Below are 18,503 nucleotides of genomic sequence, written 5' to 3' on the forward strand. Positions count from 1 at the left end.
ATGCGCAGTGACATGATTAAAAAGGGAGTCGACCGGGCTCCGCACAGAAGCTTGCTTTATGCAACCGGCGTGAAATTAGAGGATCTTGAAAAGCCGTTCATTGGCGTCTGCAATTCGTATATCGATATTATTCCGGGACATGTCCACTTGAGGCAGTTTGCCGATGTCGTCAAGGATGCCATCAGAGAGGCGGGCGGGATTCCTTTCGAGTTCAATACGATTGGCGTTGATGATGGAATCGCGATGGGGCATATCGGGATGAGGTATTCCTTGCCAAGCAGGGAGCTGATCGCAGATTCGGCTGAAACCGTCATTAATGCGCACTGGTTCGATGGCGTTTTCTACATCCCGAACTGCGACAAAATCACTCCAGGGATGCTGATGGCGGCAGTGCGGACGAATGTTCCTTCCGTATTTGTTTCAGGCGGCCCGATGGAGGCAGGTGTTTCAAGCACAGGACAGCCTTTATCGCTGGTTTCTGTTTTTGAAGGCGTTGGTGCCTATCAATCTGGAAGAATGTCTGAAGAAGAATTGCTGGATATTGAAAAAAATGCGTGTCCAACCTGTGGTTCTTGCTCGGGGATGTTTACTGCCAACTCTATGAATTCACTTATGGAAATGCTCGGTGTCGCGCTTCCTGGTAACGGAACGCTTGTTGCGACATCGGAAGAGCGCCACAAATTAATCTATGACGCAGCCCGTCATTTGGTAGAGATGATTAAAAAGGATATCAAGCCAAGAGACATCATCACCAGGGAAACGATTGACGATGCCTTTGCACTCGATATGGCGATGGGCGGATCGACGAATACGGTTCTTCACACACTTGCGATCGCGAACGAAGCGGAAATTGACTATGACCTGAGCCGGATTAATGAAGTAGCGAAACGGATTCCTTATTTGTCTAAAATCAGTCCGGCTTCCCATTATTCGATGCAGGATGTCCATAATGCCGGCGGTGTCAGCGCGATTATCAAACAGCTTTGTGAAATGGAAGGAGCTGTACACCCGGACCGGATCACCATTACGGGTAAATCGCTTTATGAAAATGTAAAGGATGCCGAGGTTTTAAATGGTGACGTCATCCGCAGCAAGGAAACGGCTTATAGTCCTGTCGGCGGTTTATCTGTTCTGTTTGGAAATATCGCACCAGATGGAGGCGTCATCAAGGTAGGAGCGGTGGACCCTTCAATCAAGACTTTTAAAGGTGAAGCGATCGTCTATGAATCTCAGGATGAGGCGTTGGCTGGAATCGAAAGTGGCGATGTACGTGAGGGACATGTGGTTGTCATCCGCTATGAAGGGCCAAAAGGCGGTCCGGGAATGCCGGAAATGCTTGCGCCAACAGCCGCGATTGCCGGCAGAGGCCTTGAGAAGAAGGTTGCATTGATTACGGATGGCCGATTTTCCGGCGCCTCAAGGGGGATTTCCATTGGCCATATCTCACCTGAAGCGGCTGAGGGAGGGCCGATTGCGTTTGTGGAAAATGGGGATACGATTTTCATCGATTTAGAGAAAAGAACCATTTCCCTAGAGGTTCCTGAAGCAGAATTACATGATCGGAAAGCCCAATGGAAACAGCCGGAGCCGAAAATCAAGAAAGGCTATCTGGCTCGATATTCAAAGTTGGTCACCTCGGCGAGCACGGGTGGCATCCTGAAAATTTAATAGATAACTCGATGACGAGGTTTAGGGATTGGATTCCGTATTCACAGAGAGCTGGTCGCGCTGGAAGCCAGCAATACGCCAATTCCTTCATCCCCTCTGAGTGCTGTCCTGAAATCACAGTAGGGGCAGCCGGGTATACACGGGTATACTCGTTAGCAAAAACGAGACAGTTCAGAGCCCTTTTTTTAAAAGAGACCTGAGCTGCCTTTTAAGGCTGTGTTTTGCAAGAGATGCAGCGAATGAGGGTGGTACCGTGGAATGCTATGAGCCTTTCACCCCTGCACAATGATTGATGTTGTGTGGGGTGAAAGGCTTTTTACTTTGCCCTGAATGGTCAATTGGAAGAAAAGGAGGAAATGGAGATGGCAGCAAAAGAGCCAATGGCAACTGTTGAAGCTGAAAAAATAAACATGAATGGGGCGGATCTCTTCATCCAGACACTGAAAAGTGAGGGTGTAGAGCTATTGTTCGGCTATCCTGGCGGAGCTGTTTTGGGTATTTACGATGCCCTGCACCGGTCCCCGATCAAGCATGTTCTTGCGCGGCATGAACAAGGAGCGATTCATGCGGCGGAAGGCTATGCACGTGTTTCGGGAAAGGCTGGAGTCGTGATCGCAACCTCGGGACCCGGCGCAACCAATGTCGTGACAGGAATCGCCGATGCGATGATGGACTCGCTGCCGCTTGTCATTTTTACAGGACAGGTTGCTTCACAGGTTATCGGAACAGATGCTTTTCAAGAAGCAGATGTAGTCGGGATGACTGCGCCAATCACAAAGCAGAATTACCAGGTGAGAAGGATAGAGGAGCTACCCAGAATTGTGAAGGAAGCCTTCCATCTGGCGACAACAGGACGGCCGGGGCCTGTGTTAGTCGATATACCGAAGGACCTTACAGCACTTCAGACTTCTCATTTGCCAGAGGCTGAGCTCCACCTGCCGGGATATCGGCCAAGAGTCAGCCCTGATCCATTGCAGGTTGATCGCCTGCTTGAGGCAATTCAACACTCCCGGAAGCCAGTCATCCTGGCCGGTGCAGGAGTTTTGCATGCCAAAGCTTCGGAAGAATTGCTAGCTTTTGCTGAAATGTATCGACTGCCGGTCGTCCATACTTTGTTGGGCCTCGGTGGATTTCCGGCACAGCATCCGCTGTTTTTGGGAATGGCGGGGATGCATGGCTGCTATACCGCGAACATGGCCCTTTATGAGTGCGATCTTTTAATCAATATTGGTGCCCGGTTTGATGATCGGCTGACAGGCAATCTGGCTGCTTTTGCGCCAAATGCCAGGGTTGCCCATGCAGACATTGATCCGGCGGAAATTGGCAAAAATGTCGAGACGCATTTTCCCATTGTGGGCGATGCAAAAGCCGTCTTGCAGATGCTGGTAAATCATCCCGTTCAGGGAGCAGATTCACTGCTTTGGCTCGATCGATTAGCGAAAAATAAACAAGAGTACCCATACTGGTTCTCTGATCGTGAAGAATTCCTTGCTCCGCAGCATGTAATAGAGTTAGTGCACAAGCACACGAATGGAGAAGCGAATGTCACGACGGATGTCGGCCAGCACCAGATGTGGGCTGCCCAGTTCTACTCCTTTTCGCAGCCAAACTCCTGGGTCACATCGGGCGGACTGGGAACAATGGGCTTTGGGTTCCCGGCGGCGATTGGTGCGCAGCTGGCAGAACCAGAAGCGACGGTCATTTCGCTCGTCGGGGACGGCGGCTTTCAGATGACGCTCCAGGAACTGATTTTATTAAAAGAATGGAATCTGCCGGTAAAAGTGTTGATCATCAATAATGGATCCCTCGGAATGGTCCGCCAGTGGCAGGAAACCTTTTATGAAAAACGATACTCTCATTCGATCTTTTCGCTGCAGCCGGACTTCCTGAAGCTTGCGGAGTCTTATGGAATAAAGGCTTTTAGGGTGAGCAGTACAGAAGAAGCAGAAAGAGTTTTCAGTGAAGTTTTAACAGACCGCGAGCCTGTCCTGGTTGATTGCCGAGTGAATCCTGATGAAAAGGTCTATCCAATGGTGGCGCCGGGGAAAGGGCTGCATGAAATGATTGGGGTGAAACCATGAATAAGCGGATGGTCACAGCTTTAGTCCATAATCAAAACGGGATTTTCACCAGGCTTATGGGCATGTTCCACAAGCATCAATACAGGATTGAGAGCCTTGCGGTAGGGGTTGCCTACCCGGAGTTGAAGGATGTTTCCAAAATGTCTGTCATTCTCGAGGTCGAGGATGACCATAAGTTCCTGCAGCTGGTGAAGCAGGTCAATAAACAGGTTGATGTCCTGTTTGTCACGGATGTGACAGACGAACTGGTGATCGAGAGGGAACTAGCACTGATGAAGAAGGTATTGGTCTGAACAATTTTTTAAAAAGGGGAGAGGCTGGAATGGTGAAGGTTTATTATCAAGCAGATGTGAATGAGGAAGTTTTAAAAGGGAAGAGAGTTGCTGTCATTGGGTATGGCTCACAGGGACATGCACATGCACAAAATTTACGGGACAGCGGGCATCGGGTTGTCGTCGGATTGCGTCAGGGGAAATCATGGACTCAGGCTGAGGAGGATGGATTCCGCGTATTGCCGGTCAGGGAAGCGTGTGAAGAGGCAGAAGTGGTCATGGTGCTATTGCCTGATGAAAAGCAGCCAGCTGTGTATGAATCTGAAATCAAACCAGCTTTAACTGCTGGAAAGGCACTTGCTTTTGCCCACGGGTTCAATGTTCATTTCCATCAAATTGTCGCGCCGGAAGATGTGGATGTATTTTTAGTCGCGCCAAAAGGACCGGGCCATCTGGTAAGGAGAACCTTTGAAGAAGGAGCGGGGGTTCCGGCGCTGATTGGGGTGCACCAGGATGTGACTGGCCAGGCGAAGGAGCTGGCATTGGCCTATGCGAAAGGTGTAGGAGCTGCCAGGGCAGGTGTGCTGGAAACGAATTTTCAAGAAGAAACTGAAACCGATCTTTTCGGTGAACAGGCTGTCTTATGCGGTGGCTTGACTTCACTCGTTAAAGCCGGCTTCGAGACGCTGGTGGAAGCTGGTTACCAAAAAGAAGTCGCCTATTTTGAGTGCATGCATGAGCTTAAATTGATCGTTGACCTCATGTATGAACAAGGCCTGGAAGGCATGCGCCATTCGATTTCTGACACAGCCCAATGGGGGGATTTTGTATCCGGCCCGCGGGTCATTAATGAAGAAACAAAGGAGCGCATGAAGGAAGTATTGGAGGACATTCAATCAGGCAAGTTTGCAAAAGGCTGGATCCTAGAAAATCAGGCGAACCGCGCTGAATTCAATGCGATTAATAACCGGGAAAAGCAGCATCCAATCGAAGCGGTTGGGAAAAAGCTGAGAAAAATGATGCCATTCGTCCAGCAAAAGCAAAAGAGGGAATTAGTGAAATAATCATTTTGAGGTGAGCATATTGGGAATTTGTTAAAGAGCGTCCAAATCGAGGAAGCGATGGAAAAGCTGAAGGATAAAGTGCATCAGACTCCTTTGAAGCAAAGTGCGACTTTAAATTACTTAAGTAATGCTGATGTTTATTTAAAACTGGAAAACCTGCAAAAAACGGGTTCGTTTAAGCTAAGGGGAGCGATGAACAAAGTTTTATCCCTGACCGACCAGGAAGTGAAAAATGGCATTCTGGCTGCTTCTGCCGGCAATCATGCCCAGGGGGTAGCCATGGCATCTTCGTTAAGGGGCATCAAGTCGAAAATTTACATGCCGAAGCATACTCCTTTTTCCAAGGCTTCTGCCACAAAGGGATATGGAGCGGAAATTGTCCTGGTCGGCGAAACGTACGATGAATCCTGTCAAAATGCGGTTGAAGAAATGAGCCAGAATGGCAGCACCTTTGTCCATGCGTTTGACGATGAAAAGGTAATTGCGGGGCAAGGGACGATCGGAATGGAAATGCTGCAGCAGAATGACCAATTGGACGTCATTTTCGTTCCGATTGGCGGTGGCGGGTTAATCTCGGGAGTGGCACTCGCCGTCAAGGCCATCAAGCCAACTGTTAAAATCATTGGTGTGCAGGCAGTTGGGGCATCTGCCACCTATCAAAAATTCACTGGACAAAGAAGGAAGTCAAACCACGCTATCCACACAATCGCTGATGGAATCATGGTGAAGGAACCAGGAGTGATCACCTATCCCATCATCGAAAAGTATGTAGATGAAATCGTAACCGTAACCGATGAAGAAATTGCCCACGCCATCATGTTCATGCTTGAAAGAGAGAAAATGCTGGTCGAAGGGGCAGGCGCCGCAGCATTGGCAGCTATTTTATACAAAAAAGTTCAGGTATACGGAAAGAAAATAGGCTGCATCATCAGTGGCGGAAATGCAGACCCGGATCAAATACAAACCTATAAGGAAATGACAAACACAATGAAGAAAATTGGATAATGAATAGTTTTAAACGAACAGCTTTCCTTTTACATAATGAGGAAAGCTGCTTTTATTTGCAGTGCTTTCCCGAGCGCCCGAGTAATAAATGGCATAAGGAGAAAAAAGCTTAATGACTCGTAACGTGTTTCAACAATTTCGTACAAGGCATTTCTCTTCTTCTGGAGAATAAATAAAACTAGAGCGATAAAAAGCTGTTGTAATCTCCATTAGGTATGAGGTGATCCCCATGATATTAGTCAGTTCATGTTTAGCTGGATTAGAGGTTCGGTATAATGCTACTCATTCTTTAGACAGTAAGATCAGGCAAATGGTGGATGAGAAAAAAGCAATAACTGTCTGCCCCGAGTTACTTGGCGGTTTTTCTACGCCTCGGGAACCTGCAGAAATAGTAGGTGGGGATGGAGAGGATGTCCTCGCTGGCAATGCCAGGGTCCTTGAAAGATCAGACAGGGATGTGACGGATTTTTACATAAAAGGTGCGTATCTTACTCTTGAAAAAGTACAAGAATATCAGGCTTCAGTTGTAGTGCTAAAAGAATATAGTCCCTCGTGTGGAAGTGCGATGATCTATGATGGTGAGTTTCGGGGGAAGAAAATCTCAGGAAATGGTGTCACTGCAGCATTACTTAGAAGGAATGGAATACGGGTCGTCTCAGAGGAAGGACTAAGTGATTTGCTTCGGGAGGATGATTAGTAATTATTAGAGTTGATAGGTCAACCTCATGCCTTTGCTTGATCTATTTTGGAACATGGCTGTGTTCTTTGGGTATTGTATGGATATGCTAGTTATCAAATGATGGCAGAGGGTGGTTGAACTGAAGGTGTTGTCGATGATTCAGCCCTGGGCGAGTCTGTTTGCCTTGGGTGAGGCACAATATGAAACGAGGTCATGGAGTACAAAGTATCGCGGACCGCTTGCGATCCATACGAGCAAAAAAGTCGATAAGGCAGTCTGCAGCCATGTGGCGATCAAGTCACTGCTTTTAAAGCATGGGTACAAGGCCGATGATCTTCCTGCTGGCATGATCATAGCCACCTGCCAGCTTGACAATTGTTTGAGAGTGCTGGAAAACCACGAGACATGGGCGGTGTTGGAGGATGGCAGGATCGTATCAGGCAATGACTTTTTCCTCGGTGATTATAAAGTGGGAGGGTATGTCTGGGAAGTCAGCAATATGAAGATGCTGGACAGCTTCATTCCTGCCAAAGGAAGGCTTGGGTTATGGGAATATGACTTTTAAAGTGCCTGTTCATTGGGGAACAGGTGCTTTTTTTGTGAGCAAAGAATTTAATTAATCTCCGATAATTAAAGTATTGATAGAATTTTCATGAAATTATTTGTAATCTATTAGTAAGAGGGGAAATTTGACCGTTTTTTTAGAAGTTGAAGGGGATGAGAGGATGACAGATAGAGAGATTCTTTTTCGGAAAAGGGCTTCTGATTTTTATATTATCCTAGTTGGTATTCTTGGGTGGGCTTTTATTTTGTATTCCATCCCTGCTGCGGACTTCCCGGAGAAGCCGATGGTGCTCATTCTCCTGATTGTCTTAATGCTGCTTTCAGAGTATTTTCCCATCCCTTTATTTTCGATCACGATGTTCAGCACGATGACGTTCCCAATCCTTTATATCATGAATCTATATTATGGCATTTATACCGCCACCACCACCTTTGCGTTCGTGCTGATTTTTGAAGCTTTTCATCATAAACGGTCTCTTCGTTCGACCGTTTTCAATATTGCCCAATATACCCTGTCCCTTGTTGGGGCAGACTGGCTGATCAAGGTATGGATCAGCCAGTACCCATTAGGTGAACCATACTTAAACCTGTTGATTATTTATGCTTTTACTTCGTTCTATTTTCTAATTAATAATGTCCTGAACGATACGCTCTTTTCCATACGGCCTTTCCCGTTTACAAAGAAAGAGTGGAAGAGCAAAGCTTTACAAGAGTTGCTTATTGCCAAGATGTCGATCATCTTACTCGCTTTTCTCGAAATCTATACGAATTATCTTCCTGAGAACGTGATTGATTTTACGACTATTCTTTTTTTATTCTTGTGGATTGGGATCACAACGACCAGTTCCATTCTGACTAAGGCAAGAATAGAAAGAAAAAGGCTGGATGCTCTGTCCCTGCTCAGTACGGAATTGAACAGGATCAATACAAAGGATTTTGGTGAGAAGAAAAGTCTTCTTGCCGAAACCTTCAATGCCAATGCTTTCGTTTTGCTTGTTAAAGACCATAATGCCTGGAACCTCTTGCTTAAGGATGGGCAGGTGAAAAGCGAGGTCACCTTGAGTGATGAAATGTCCCTCTATCTTGATGAAATCTCTGAAATGACCGTGGTGACAGAAAGTGAAATAGAAAAGCTGCCGAGCAATAATATCTTTAATAAGATGGTTCTCTCGCAAATCTTTTCACCACTTATTATCGACAATGAAAAGGTTGGGATGCTGATCGTTGGCAGAGTCAGTGGAATTGGTTTTATCCATGATGAGATTCGTTTATTGACTGTATTATCCAATGTTCTCGCAAGTACATTAAAAACGCGATCGCTCTTACTGGAAAATGAAAAACTCTTAATCGTGGAAGAGCGCAGCCGGATTGCCCGTGATATCCATGACGGCATTGGCCAGTCCCTGGCAGGGATTGTCTTTCAAATGGAATCTTCGCTGCGAAAGAAAAGTGAAAGCAAGGGGGACTTTTCTGATCAGCAGATCGAGCGCTGGATTCAAAAGCTTAGAGACAGTCTAAAAGAGCTTCGTCAATCGATTTATTCCTTAAGAACCTGCCCTGTGGAAAAATACGGACTGAGGCAGGCAATTGAAGAAAAAATCCGCAAAATGGAGCTGGAAAAAGGGGCTGGCATCACGTTCACCCAGAAAGGTGAGCCATACGCTTTAAGCTATCAAGTCGAGAAAGTGATTTATGATATATTCCAGGAAAGCCTGCAAAACTCTGTGAAACATGCAAAAGCGGATAGAATCGAAGTCATGCTGAAATATGGCCGCGAACAGATCATGATCAAAATCAAGGATGACGGGATTGGTTTTTCATTATATGACAAGCTGATAAAAGGCCAAACAGAACCTCATTTTGGCATCCTTACGATGAGTGAGCTGGCACAGGATTTTGGGGCCAAATTTGAAATCGACAGCGCAGAAGGAAAAGGAACGGAGATTCGGCTTGGCATACAGCACTATTAAAGGGGTGAGAGAGTATGATCAACATTATGATTGTGGATGATCACACTGTTTTAAGAGACGGAATCCGCAGTATTTTGGATGTGGAAGAGGACCTGCTGCTCGTTGGTGAAGCAGATTCGGGGGACGGTTTATTAGAGAAACTGGATGGCATCGTCCCTGATGTCATTGTTTTGGATATTAACCTTCAGGACAAGAATGGAATAGAACTTATCTCTTTGATAAAAGAAAAGCATCCTGCTTGTAAAATACTGATCTTGACGATGTTTGATCATGATGAATACTTCAAATCGGCCCTCAGGGAAGGGGCGGACGGATATTTATTGAAGGATGCTTCGTCCATGGAAGTCATTGATGCCATACGCAAAATCCATAAGGGGAATTCCATTATCCACCCTAAAATGGCAAGCAAATTGATCTCCTATCACCGCATCCAGAGCGACTTTAGCCACCAGGAAAATGAATTGACCAACAGGGAGAAGGAAGTGCTCAATGAGTTGGTCAGAGGGAAGTCGAATAAGGAAATCGCTGCCCATCTTTCCATCAGCGATAAAACCGTAAAAATCCATGTGAATAAGATTTATAAGAAATTAAACGTAAATAGTCGCTCGCAAGCGATTATCTACGCTGTGCAAAACAAACTCGTACCCTATTTGAATTGATGACAAGCTGCCTTTATGGCAGTTTTTTTGTGGACAGATTCTATAACCTTGGTACTATATCGTCTAAAATCAAGTGTCTAGAAAGATAGAACAAACACTCAATATTCAAAAAGGGTGAATTCTACCATAATAGTAGAGTAGGGAAAATGTCTATATGGTTAAGTTTCTGTAAAGATTTTTTGAAGGGAAAGAGGGGTGCAGCGTATGACTAAGGAGGACCTGATTGAAGATACTCGCAGAAAAATGATAAAAAGCATCCAGGAAAATGGATACTTGAATCAAAAGACGATTCAACTCAGCCAGGAATTGGATGTCTATATTTTGGAACAGCAAAAGCTCGGGATGGAACTTCTTAAGAAAAAACGTTGTGATCTTCTTGGATGATTGCTTTTTAGAAAATGCTCTTTTGGAGCATTCATGTTAAAAAGGAGTTGAGACACCACATGAAGTGCCTTGGCGATATCCTGAAAATGGAAAGACAGAAAAGGGATTTAACACAGGAAAAAGTGTGTGAGGACCTGCAATTGAGGTTGACGACACTCAATCGGATCGAAAACAATCAAAGTGTCCGGGGAACCACGATCAAAAAACTATTGAATTATTATCAAATGAATAAAGAAGAATGACATTAAAAGGCGCTGCTTCTTGCAGATAATTTTGAAGAGGGATTGACCCTCTATTTTTATTTTGCCTTTTGTAACTGGCCTTCAACCTAATTCCTCATGTCTCATTCCCTATACGAAAAAATATATAGAATACCTAATAACAGCGTGCAGTCTTCTTTGAAATCGAGATCTGAAGCTGGATTTCTTGAAAGCGAACTGTGTTATCCATATAGGCAAAAAGCACTCTATTGCTTAAAAAACTTTTCTTTATTTTCCCAATTGTGTATACTCGAAGGGAACTGAATAGCAAGAACTAGGGGTGCCCAATGGCTTGGGCTGAGAAAGGAACGCGTTAAAGTTCTTTGACTCTTTGGACCTGATCTGGATCATACCAGCGTGGGGAAGTTGACATGTGCACAGTTTTTTTGTGCAAAGACATTCGCGGTTAAAGCCGGTCCATCATTATGTGGGCCGGCTTTTTTACATACTAGGGAACTTCTCTGGTGCCAGATCTCGTCCCTCAATTTTTAAAAAAAAGGGAGAGATGATCAGTGAAAACAGCCAATTCATTAAACCAGGACAGCATTTCGATTATGGCAAGCTTTTCTGGGAGCAAAAAAGTCTATGTGGAGGGCTCAAAGCCGGACATTAGGGTTCCGATGCGGGAGATTGAACTAAGCCCGACGAGCGGTTCATTTGGAGAGGAAAGCAATCAATCGGTTCGCGTGTATGATACGAGCGGCCCTTATACGGATCCTGCCTATACACCCGATCTAAGAAAGGGTCTTCCTGCACTGAGGAGCCGGTGGATTCAGGGACGAGGGGATGTTGAAGAGTATGAGGGCCGAAAAATAAAGCCCGAGGACAATGGTTACTCAAGTGAACATGACCCGCGTGCAAATGATAAGGTTTTTCCGGGCCTATCCCGCAAGCCATTGAGGGCATCTAAAGGAAAGAATGTTACCCAGCTTCACTATGCGAAAAAAGGAAACATTACGCCTGAGATGGAGTTCATAGCGATACGGGAGAATATGGATCCTGAATTTGTGCGGTCTGAAGTGGCAAGGGGCAGGGCCATCATTCCTTCCAATATCAATCACCCTGAGACAGAACCGATGATCATCGGCCGGAACTTCCATGTCAAAATAAATGCGAACATTGGGAACTCGGCCGTGTCCTCTTCGATTGAGGAAGAAGTGGAAAAAATGACGTGGGCTACCCGATGGGGTGCAGATACCATCATGGATTTGTCTACAGGAAAGAATATTCATACGACACGCGAATGGATTATCCGGAACTCAGCTGTTCCGGTGGGGACCGTTCCGATTTACCAGGCACTTGAAAAGGTGAATGGCATTGCCGAGGACCTTAGCTGGGAAGTGTTCAAAGATACGCTGATCGAGCAAGCTGAGCAAGGTGTTGACTACTTTACCATCCATGCAGGTGTCCTGTTGAGGTATGTTCCGATGACTGCCAGACGATTGACTGGAATTGTCTCAAGAGGCGGTTCGATCATGGCCCAATGGTGCCTTCACCATCATAAAGAAAACTTTCTCTATACGCACTTTGAAGAAATTTGCGAAATCATGAAGGCATATGATGTGGCCTTCTCTCTGGGAGATGGTTTGCGGCCGGGATCGATTGCCGACGCCAATGATGAGGCCCAATTTGCTGAGCTTGAAACACTTGGGGAGTTGACGAAGATTGCGTGGGAGCATGATGTACAGGTAATGGTTGAGGGGCCTGGGCATGTTCCGATGCATCTGATCAAGGAGAACATGGATAAGCAACTGGAGATTTGCCAGGAAGCTCCTTTTTATACACTAGGACCGCTTACAACGGATATCGCGCCAGGATATGACCATATCACCTCTGCAATCGGAGCGGCGATGATCGGCTGGTACGGTACAGCCATGCTCTGCTACGTGACGCCAAAGGAACACTTGGGGCTGCCGAACAAAGATGATGTGCGCGAGGGTGTGATCACCTATAAAATTGCCGCACATGCCGCCGATCTGGCAAAAGGCCATCCAGGAGCGCAAAAAAGGGATGATGCCCTGTCAAAAGCCCGCTTTGAATTCCGCTGGAGAGATCAGTTCAATCTTTCGTTGGATCCTGAGCGCGCCTTAGAGTACCATGATGAAACCTTGCCTGCTGAGGGTGCCAAAACGGCCCACTTCTGTTCGATGTGCGGACCCAAATTCTGCAGCATGAGAATCTCGCATGATATCAGGAATTATGCAAAGGAGCATAAGCTTGAGCCGGAGGACGCAATCAAGAAAGGACTTGTTGAAAAAGCAGAGGAATTTAAAAAAGCCGGAGGAAAGCTTTATCAATAAGAATCATCCAAGTGGAGTTAAAAGAGGAGTGGTCTGAATGAGGAAACAGCTGCATGTCATTTCAGATGGAAGGCTTCCTCTGAAGGCTTTTGCTGATATTGCAAGAGTGGTGGAACCTTTCGCAGACAAATTCCACCTAAGGGAAAAACACCGGTCTTCAAGAGAGATTTATGAAGGTGTTGAACTGCTTCTTGAGGCGGGAATCCCTCTTGATAAAATCGTCATCAATGACCGGGCAGATGTGGCATGGGCGTGGAAAACGGGAGTGCAGCTTGCTTTTCACAGCCTGCCCGTCCATGTTGTCAAAGAACAGTTTCCGGGTCTGATGGTTGGAAGGTCGGTGCATTCTCCTGAAGAAGCGCAGACAGCCGCGAATCAGGGGGCCGATTATCTCCTGTTTGGCCATGTTTTTGACACGGAATCAAAGAAGGGAATTTTGCCGAGAGGAACAGAAGCCCTTAAAGCTGTTAAAAAGAGAATCGACATCCCGGTACTGGCGATTGGCGGAATGAAACCAGAAAATGTTCATGAAGCAATAAAAGCTGGTGCAGATGGAATTGCTGTCATGTCCGCTATTTTACAGGCAGAAGATCCTCACGAGACAGCAAAAATCTTTTTCAGGAAACTGAATGAGGAGGACAAGGAATGAGAAGACATTTTGACTCATTAATTGTTGGAGGTGGAATCATCGGAAGTTCGATCGCTTTTCAGCTTGCGAAAAGAGGGTACAAAGTGGCTGTTTTGGAAAAAGGAAAGGTGGCTGGCAAGGCCTCTGGAGCCGCTGCCGGTATCTTAGGGACCCAAACGGAGCTGACAGAGGACGATCCACTTTTCCGAATGGCATGCAAGAGCCGGTCGTTGTACCGAAGCCTGATTCCTGAACTCGAAGATTTGTCGCAGCTGCATATAGGCTGGCGGAATAAAGGCACATACAAGGTGGCAGTCGATCAAGACCAGGAGCGAGAACTGAAACGATTGATTGAAAGACAGGCAGAGTTGGAAGAGCGGGCCGAGTGGCTTTCGATCGAAGAGCTGCTCAAACGGGAGCCATCAATATCAAGCGAGTTGCGCGGAGCCATGTTTATCCCGGAAGATGGCCAGCTTGAAGCGAAGGAATTATCCCATGCTTTTGCCAAAGCTTCTGTAAGCCTTGGCGCTGAATTTTTTGAGTTTATCAATGTAGCAGATTTTATTTTACAAGAAGGAAAGGTTCTTGGCGTTAAAACGACAGCGGGGGAATTCCTGGCTGATTCTGTGGTAGTTGCTTCTGGTGCCTGGAGCAGGGAAGTGCTAGAAAGGACCGGCCTGTCGCTGCCAATCATTCCGGTAAAAGGAGAATGCTTCAGCGTTATTCCGGAAAGTCCGCTCATACAGGGGACGATTTTTTCGCATGGGTGCTATCTTGTCCCTAAGTGTTCAGGAAGAGTGTTAGTCGGAGCCACCGTTAAGGTGAACAGCTTTGATGAAAAAGTGACCATCGATGGCGTATCATCGCTGATGGCAAAGGCTCAAGCGCTTGTTCCTGGCATCGGGAAGGCTGAATGGGATCGAGCCTGGGCTGGAATCCGCCCGCAATCTGCAGATGGGCAGCCGTTTTTAGGAGAGCATCCTGATTATAAAGGGTTATATATTGCCACTGGTCATTTTCGTAATGGAATTCTGCTTGCACCAGTTACAGGGGAATTAATCGCCGACCTTATAGAGGGGAAAAGCGACCAGCCCAACCCATTTGATCTGACCAGACTTGATAGTTGGGACCATACAGGTAAAGGAGTGCTTTTATGAAAGTAGTGGTTAACGGAAATACGATGGAGCTGCCGGATTCAATAAATCGCCTGTCCCTGCTGCTTGAGCATTTCAATTTGGAGGAGAAGGTTGTCATTATTGAACAAAACCTGCAGATTATCGATAAAAATTCGCATGCTGAAACCATGCTGAGTGATGGGGACCGGATTGAAATCGTGCATTTTGTGGGAGGCGGATGAGATGTTGGAAATTGGGCCATATCAATTTAAATCCCGGTTGTTGCTTGGAACAGGGAAATATCCTAGCTTTGATATTCAAAAAGCGGCAGTGGAAGTCTCAGGAGCAGAAGTGCTAACATTTGCTGTCCGCCGGATGAACATTTTTGAACCTGACCAGCCAAACTTTTTGGAAAAGCTGGACCTGGAAAAATATAAACTTTTGCCTAATACGGCTGGAGCAAAGACAGCAGAGGAAGCCGTGCGGATCGCCAGGCTCTCCAAAGCATCCGGTCTTTGCGACATGATCAAGGTGGAGGTGATCGGCTGCAGTAAAACACTTCTTCCCGATCCCGTCGAAACTATTAAAGCTGCCGAAATTCTTTTAGACGAAGGATTCATCGTCCTGCCGTATATTTCTGATGATGTGGTGCTGGCAAGGAAAATGGAAGAACTCGGCTGTCACGCCGTAATGCCCTGTGCTTCTCCAATTGGTTCAGGACAGGGGATTATCAATCCGATGAATCTTCAATTCATTACGGAGCAGGTGAATGTGCCAGTCATTGTGGATGCTGGAATTGGAAGCCCTGCAGATGCGGCACTGGCCATGGAGCTCGGAGCGGATGGGGTATTATTGAATACAGCTGTTTCAGCTGCCAAAGATCCTGTCAAAATGGCAAAAGCTATGAAATTGGCCATTGAAGCTGGCCGAATCGGTTTTGAAGCAGGTCGGATTCCTCGCAAACGCTATGCTTCAGCGAGCAGCCCGGAGGAAGGAATGGTTTTTAGTTGAGTGAACGCTATTCCCGTCAGATTTTATTTTCACCGATTGGCCATGAAGAACAAAAAAAGCTCAGGGAGAAACATGTCCTGATTATCGGAGCGGGTGCACTAGGTTCTGCAAATGCCGAGACGCTTACGAGAGCAGGGGTCGGGACGATCACGATGGCTGACCGGGATTATGTGGAGTGGAGCAATCTTCAGCGCCAGCAGCTATACAGTGAAGAAGATGCGATCCGAAGAACACCGAAAGCGATCGCAGCAGCTAACCGGCTGAAGGCGATCAATTCAGATGTTCAGGTTCACCCGCGAGTAATGGATGTAGGGGTACAGGAATTAGAGGAACTGGTCGAGGGAATTCATCTCATCATTGACGCCGCAGATAATTTTGATATTCGGTTCATCATTAATGATGTTGCACAAAAGCACGGGGTTCCGTGGATCTATGGAGGCTGTGTTGGCAGCTATGGATTGAGCTTTACCGTATTGCCGGGGATGACACCGTGCCTGAATTGCCTGATGGAACAATTGCCATTGGCAGGAGTCACCTGCGATACCGCCGGAGTCATCCAGCCGGCGATTCAGATGGTTGCCTCCCATCAGTCTGCTGAAGCATTGAAATTATTAATCGAAGACTTCGAATCCTTGCGCGGAAAACTTGTTTCGTTTGATCTTTGGAAAAATCAGTATAGTTCCATTGAGGTGTCGGCCTTGAAAAACCCGGAGTGTCCATCATGTGGTAAGGCTCCGGTTTACCCTTTCCTGGAGTATGAAAACCAGACAAAGACCGTGCTGCTGTGTGGTAGGGAAACGGTCCAAATTAGGCCAACAGCCATGCAAACTCTAAATCTCTCTTTATTAGAAAAATCGCTGCTAGTACAAGGAATCCATGTCGAACGGAATCCGTATTTGCTCACTTTTACAATCGATCAATCCCGATTGGTTGTATTCAAGGATGGAAGAGTGCTTGTTCATGGAGTGACGGATCTTCTCCAGGCTAAAAATCTTTATTACCGTTTTTTTAGCTAAAGCTAGAAACATTTTATCCTTCACTCGTATAGATCAGGTGAGTTTTCCCAAACTCGCAGAATGGATCATCACTAATTTTTCAGTGTTCCATTCTGAGTGATATATAATGAAGAAATCGTTTTATTAAGACTGCATCCGCATTTTTTGTTCCTTTTGAACCAGGAGAAGAAGTCTAAATGGTTCTCGTGTGCCGGTTTTCACCTTTGTTGGGAAACCAACAAGATTAATGAAAAGCAGAAGGTAACAGTTTTTTAATGAAATAAAAGTGAACTGCCACAGCCAAATCACTGATTCTACTAGTTTTTAGCTCTCATTTTTCCCAAACTAAACGGCTCCGTTATGGGTTGATGTTAGCTGAAAATTTAGAATATACTTAATTCTGCAAGCCGGCATGCATTACTATTTTCAAAGGTGAGAGGAGCAAGAGGATGAAGAAGAAGAGAATACTAGGATCTGCAGTACTTAGTCTTGCAATGGGGATTTCAATGTTTGCGACAGGAGCTTTTGGAGCAGGGGTGCAAGAAAGCCCGGATACTTACCGAGTTTTAGTTAAGGGTCCAAGTGCAGAAAAGGCAAAAGTGAAAGAACAGTTTGGCAAGCGCTGGGACTTTGGGAAGCAAGGTTTTACAACAGAAGTGAACAGCAAGCAATATCAAGCTTTATTGAAGAATAAAAATATCGAAGTCTCCCAGGTTGAGCAATATACAATAGATGCTCGCGTTGAAGGAAACGCCAATGGAAAGGGTAAAGGCAAGGGTGATTATACTGTCCAGGCATCCTATCCATCCGATCAGACACCTTGGGGCATCCAGGCAATCTATAATGATAATTACATCCAGGCGACAAGCGGCGGCGACGGAATCAAGGTAGCTGTCCTTGACACAGGGATCAACCGTAACCACATTGACTTGACTGACAATGTTGAACAATGTAAGGATTTCACCCAAACTTCTTCATCGATGGTCAATGGGACTTGTACTGACCGTCAGGGCCATGGCACGCATGTAGCCGGTACGGCTGTAGCTAATGGTGGTTATGATGGAGCCGGTATCTATGGAGTTGCTCCTCAGGCAGAACTCTGGGGCTATAAAGTCCTCGGGGACAATGGATCTGGTTATTCAGATGATATCGCCGGCGCCATCCGCCATGCTGCAGATGAAGGCGTCCGTACAGGATCAAAGGTCGTCATCTCGATGTCACTTGGTTCAAGCGGCAAGGATTCCATGATTGCAAGTGCTGTTGACTATGCATACAGCAAAGGTGCATTAGTAGTTGCAGCAGCAGGGAACAGCGGCCCAAGTGCGAATACGATCGGCTATCCAGGCGCTTTAACAAATGCAATCGCGGTAGCATCACTGGATAATACATTCGTCAATGGAACACATAAAGTATCCGACTTCTCTTCTCGTGGCAACCCAAATACTGACGGCGACTATTACATCCAGGAAAAGGACGTTGAAGTATCAGCACCAGGCGGCGGAATCTATTCAACAGCTGTAGATGGGAACTATACAACAATGAGCGGCACTTCAATGGCAACGCCACACATTTCAGGCCTTGCAGCTAAACTGTGGTCTTCGAATAAATCATGGAGCAATTCTCAGCTCCGTACTGAAATCCAAAGACGCGCGAAGCTTTATGACATCAAAGGCGGAACAGGAGCCGCTACTGGCGATGACTATGCTTCTGGTTTCGGCTTCCCGCGGGTACGATAATCTTAATTAACATCTATGCCAGCCATTCGGACTAATTGGTCCGGGTGGCTTTTTTTTCTGTAATCCGGAACATGCTCTATTTCAAAGAAAAGTAGGATGGATATAAACATGA

Annotated in this window: 18 protein-coding genes and 1 riboswitch; all 18 genes read left to right on the forward strand. The window is 46.2% G+C overall.

Annotation, left to right across the window (positions count from 1 at the left end; genetic code table 11):
• Positions 1–1,668 (forward strand): dihydroxy-acid dehydratase, encoded by a 1,668-nt coding sequence (ilvD, locus tag J7E38_RS16360; RefSeq protein ID WP_214706634.1) that lies wholly within the window; start codon positions 1–3, stop codon positions 1,666–1,668.
• Between the two features lie 362 nt (positions 1,669–2,030).
• The gene (gene ilvB, locus J7E38_RS16365) at positions 2,031–3,749 is read left to right on the forward strand and encodes an acetolactate synthase large subunit (protein ID WP_214706633.1); all 1,719 of its coding nucleotides are present in this window, start codon (positions 2,031–2,033) and stop codon (positions 3,747–3,749) included.
• Positions 3,746–4,042: an acetolactate synthase small subunit gene (gene ilvN / locus J7E38_RS16370; protein WP_214706632.1), complete on the forward strand. Its 297-nt coding sequence runs from the start codon at positions 3,746–3,748 to the stop codon at positions 4,040–4,042. Before ilvB ends, ilvN begins: the two co-directional genes overlap by 4 nt.
• A 29-nt stretch (positions 4,043–4,071) precedes the next feature.
• Positions 4,072–5,085 (forward strand): ketol-acid reductoisomerase, encoded by a 1,014-nt coding sequence (ilvC, locus tag J7E38_RS16375; protein ID WP_215038699.1) that lies wholly within the window; start codon positions 4,072–4,074, stop codon positions 5,083–5,085.
• Between the two features lie 27 nt (positions 5,086–5,112).
• Positions 5,113–6,090, forward strand: coding sequence for a threonine ammonia-lyase (gene ilvA / locus J7E38_RS16380; protein ID WP_214706631.1), 978 nt, complete (start codon positions 5,113–5,115; stop codon positions 6,088–6,090).
• Between the two features lie 229 nt (positions 6,091–6,319).
• Positions 6,320–6,787, forward strand: coding sequence for a 2-thiouracil desulfurase family protein (locus tag J7E38_RS16385; RefSeq protein ID WP_214706630.1), 468 nt, complete (start codon positions 6,320–6,322; stop codon positions 6,785–6,787).
• Positions 6,788–6,908: 121 nt separating this feature from the next.
• A complete protein-coding gene (locus J7E38_RS16390; RefSeq protein WP_215038723.1) occupies positions 6,909–7,334 on the forward strand; it encodes an ASCH domain-containing protein in 426 nt (141 codons plus the stop codon).
• Positions 7,335–7,494: 160 nt separating this feature from the next.
• Positions 7,495–9,303 (forward strand): sensor histidine kinase, encoded by a 1,809-nt coding sequence (locus J7E38_RS16395; protein ID WP_214706627.1) that lies wholly within the window; start codon positions 7,495–7,497, stop codon positions 9,301–9,303.
• Positions 9,304–9,317: 14 nt separating this feature from the next.
• Positions 9,318–9,962, forward strand: coding sequence for a response regulator (locus J7E38_RS16400; protein WP_214706625.1), 645 nt, complete (start codon positions 9,318–9,320; stop codon positions 9,960–9,962).
• Between the two features lie 204 nt (positions 9,963–10,166).
• Positions 10,167–10,346: an aspartyl-phosphate phosphatase Spo0E family protein gene (locus tag J7E38_RS16405; protein ID WP_214706623.1), complete on the forward strand. Its 180-nt coding sequence runs from the start codon at positions 10,167–10,169 to the stop codon at positions 10,344–10,346.
• A gap of 59 nt (positions 10,347–10,405) precedes the next feature.
• Positions 10,406–10,588, forward strand: a complete 183-nt coding sequence (locus J7E38_RS16410; RefSeq protein ID WP_214706622.1) for a helix-turn-helix domain-containing protein — start codon at positions 10,406–10,408, stop codon at positions 10,586–10,588.
• A 284-nt stretch (positions 10,589–10,872) separates the two neighbouring features.
• Positions 10,873–10,987: riboswitch (TPP riboswitch) on the forward strand.
• Positions 10,988–11,160: 173 nt separating this feature from the next.
• Positions 11,161–12,906: a phosphomethylpyrimidine synthase ThiC gene (thiC, locus tag J7E38_RS16415; protein ID WP_214706945.1), complete on the forward strand. Its 1,746-nt coding sequence runs from the start codon at positions 11,161–11,163 to the stop codon at positions 12,904–12,906.
• Between the two features lie 37 nt (positions 12,907–12,943).
• Positions 12,944–13,555 (forward strand): thiamine phosphate synthase, encoded by a 612-nt coding sequence (locus J7E38_RS16420; RefSeq protein ID WP_214706621.1) that lies wholly within the window; start codon positions 12,944–12,946, stop codon positions 13,553–13,555.
• Positions 13,552–14,691 (forward strand): glycine oxidase ThiO, encoded by a 1,140-nt coding sequence (gene thiO, locus J7E38_RS16425; RefSeq protein ID WP_214706620.1) that lies wholly within the window; start codon positions 13,552–13,554, stop codon positions 14,689–14,691. The genes J7E38_RS16420 and thiO overlap by 4 nt, the downstream gene beginning before the upstream one ends.
• Positions 14,688–14,891 carry a sulfur carrier protein ThiS gene (gene thiS / locus J7E38_RS16430; protein ID WP_214706619.1) on the forward strand — a complete coding sequence of 68 codons (204 nt, stop codon included), beginning with the start codon at positions 14,688–14,690 and terminating at the stop codon, positions 14,889–14,891. The genes thiO and thiS overlap by 4 nt, the downstream gene beginning before the upstream one ends.
• A 1-nt stretch (position 14,892) precedes the next feature.
• The gene (locus J7E38_RS16435) at positions 14,893–15,660 is read left to right on the forward strand and encodes a thiazole synthase (protein ID WP_214706617.1); all 768 of its coding nucleotides are present in this window, start codon (positions 14,893–14,895) and stop codon (positions 15,658–15,660) included.
• Positions 15,657–16,676, forward strand: a complete 1,020-nt coding sequence (locus tag J7E38_RS16440; RefSeq protein ID WP_214706615.1) for a thiazole biosynthesis adenylyltransferase ThiF — start codon at positions 15,657–15,659, stop codon at positions 16,674–16,676. Before J7E38_RS16435 ends, J7E38_RS16440 begins: the two co-directional genes overlap by 4 nt.
• A 428-nt stretch (positions 16,677–17,104) precedes the next feature.
• Positions 17,105–18,391, forward strand: a complete 1,287-nt coding sequence (locus tag J7E38_RS16445) for a S8 family peptidase (RefSeq protein ID WP_214706614.1) — start codon at positions 17,105–17,107, stop codon at positions 18,389–18,391.
• Positions 18,392–18,503 lie beyond the last annotated feature (112 nt).

The organism is Bacillus sp. ISL-35, from assembly GCF_018613355.1.
Taxonomy (GTDB): Bacteria; Bacillota; Bacilli; order Bacillales; family Cytobacillaceae; genus Mesobacillus.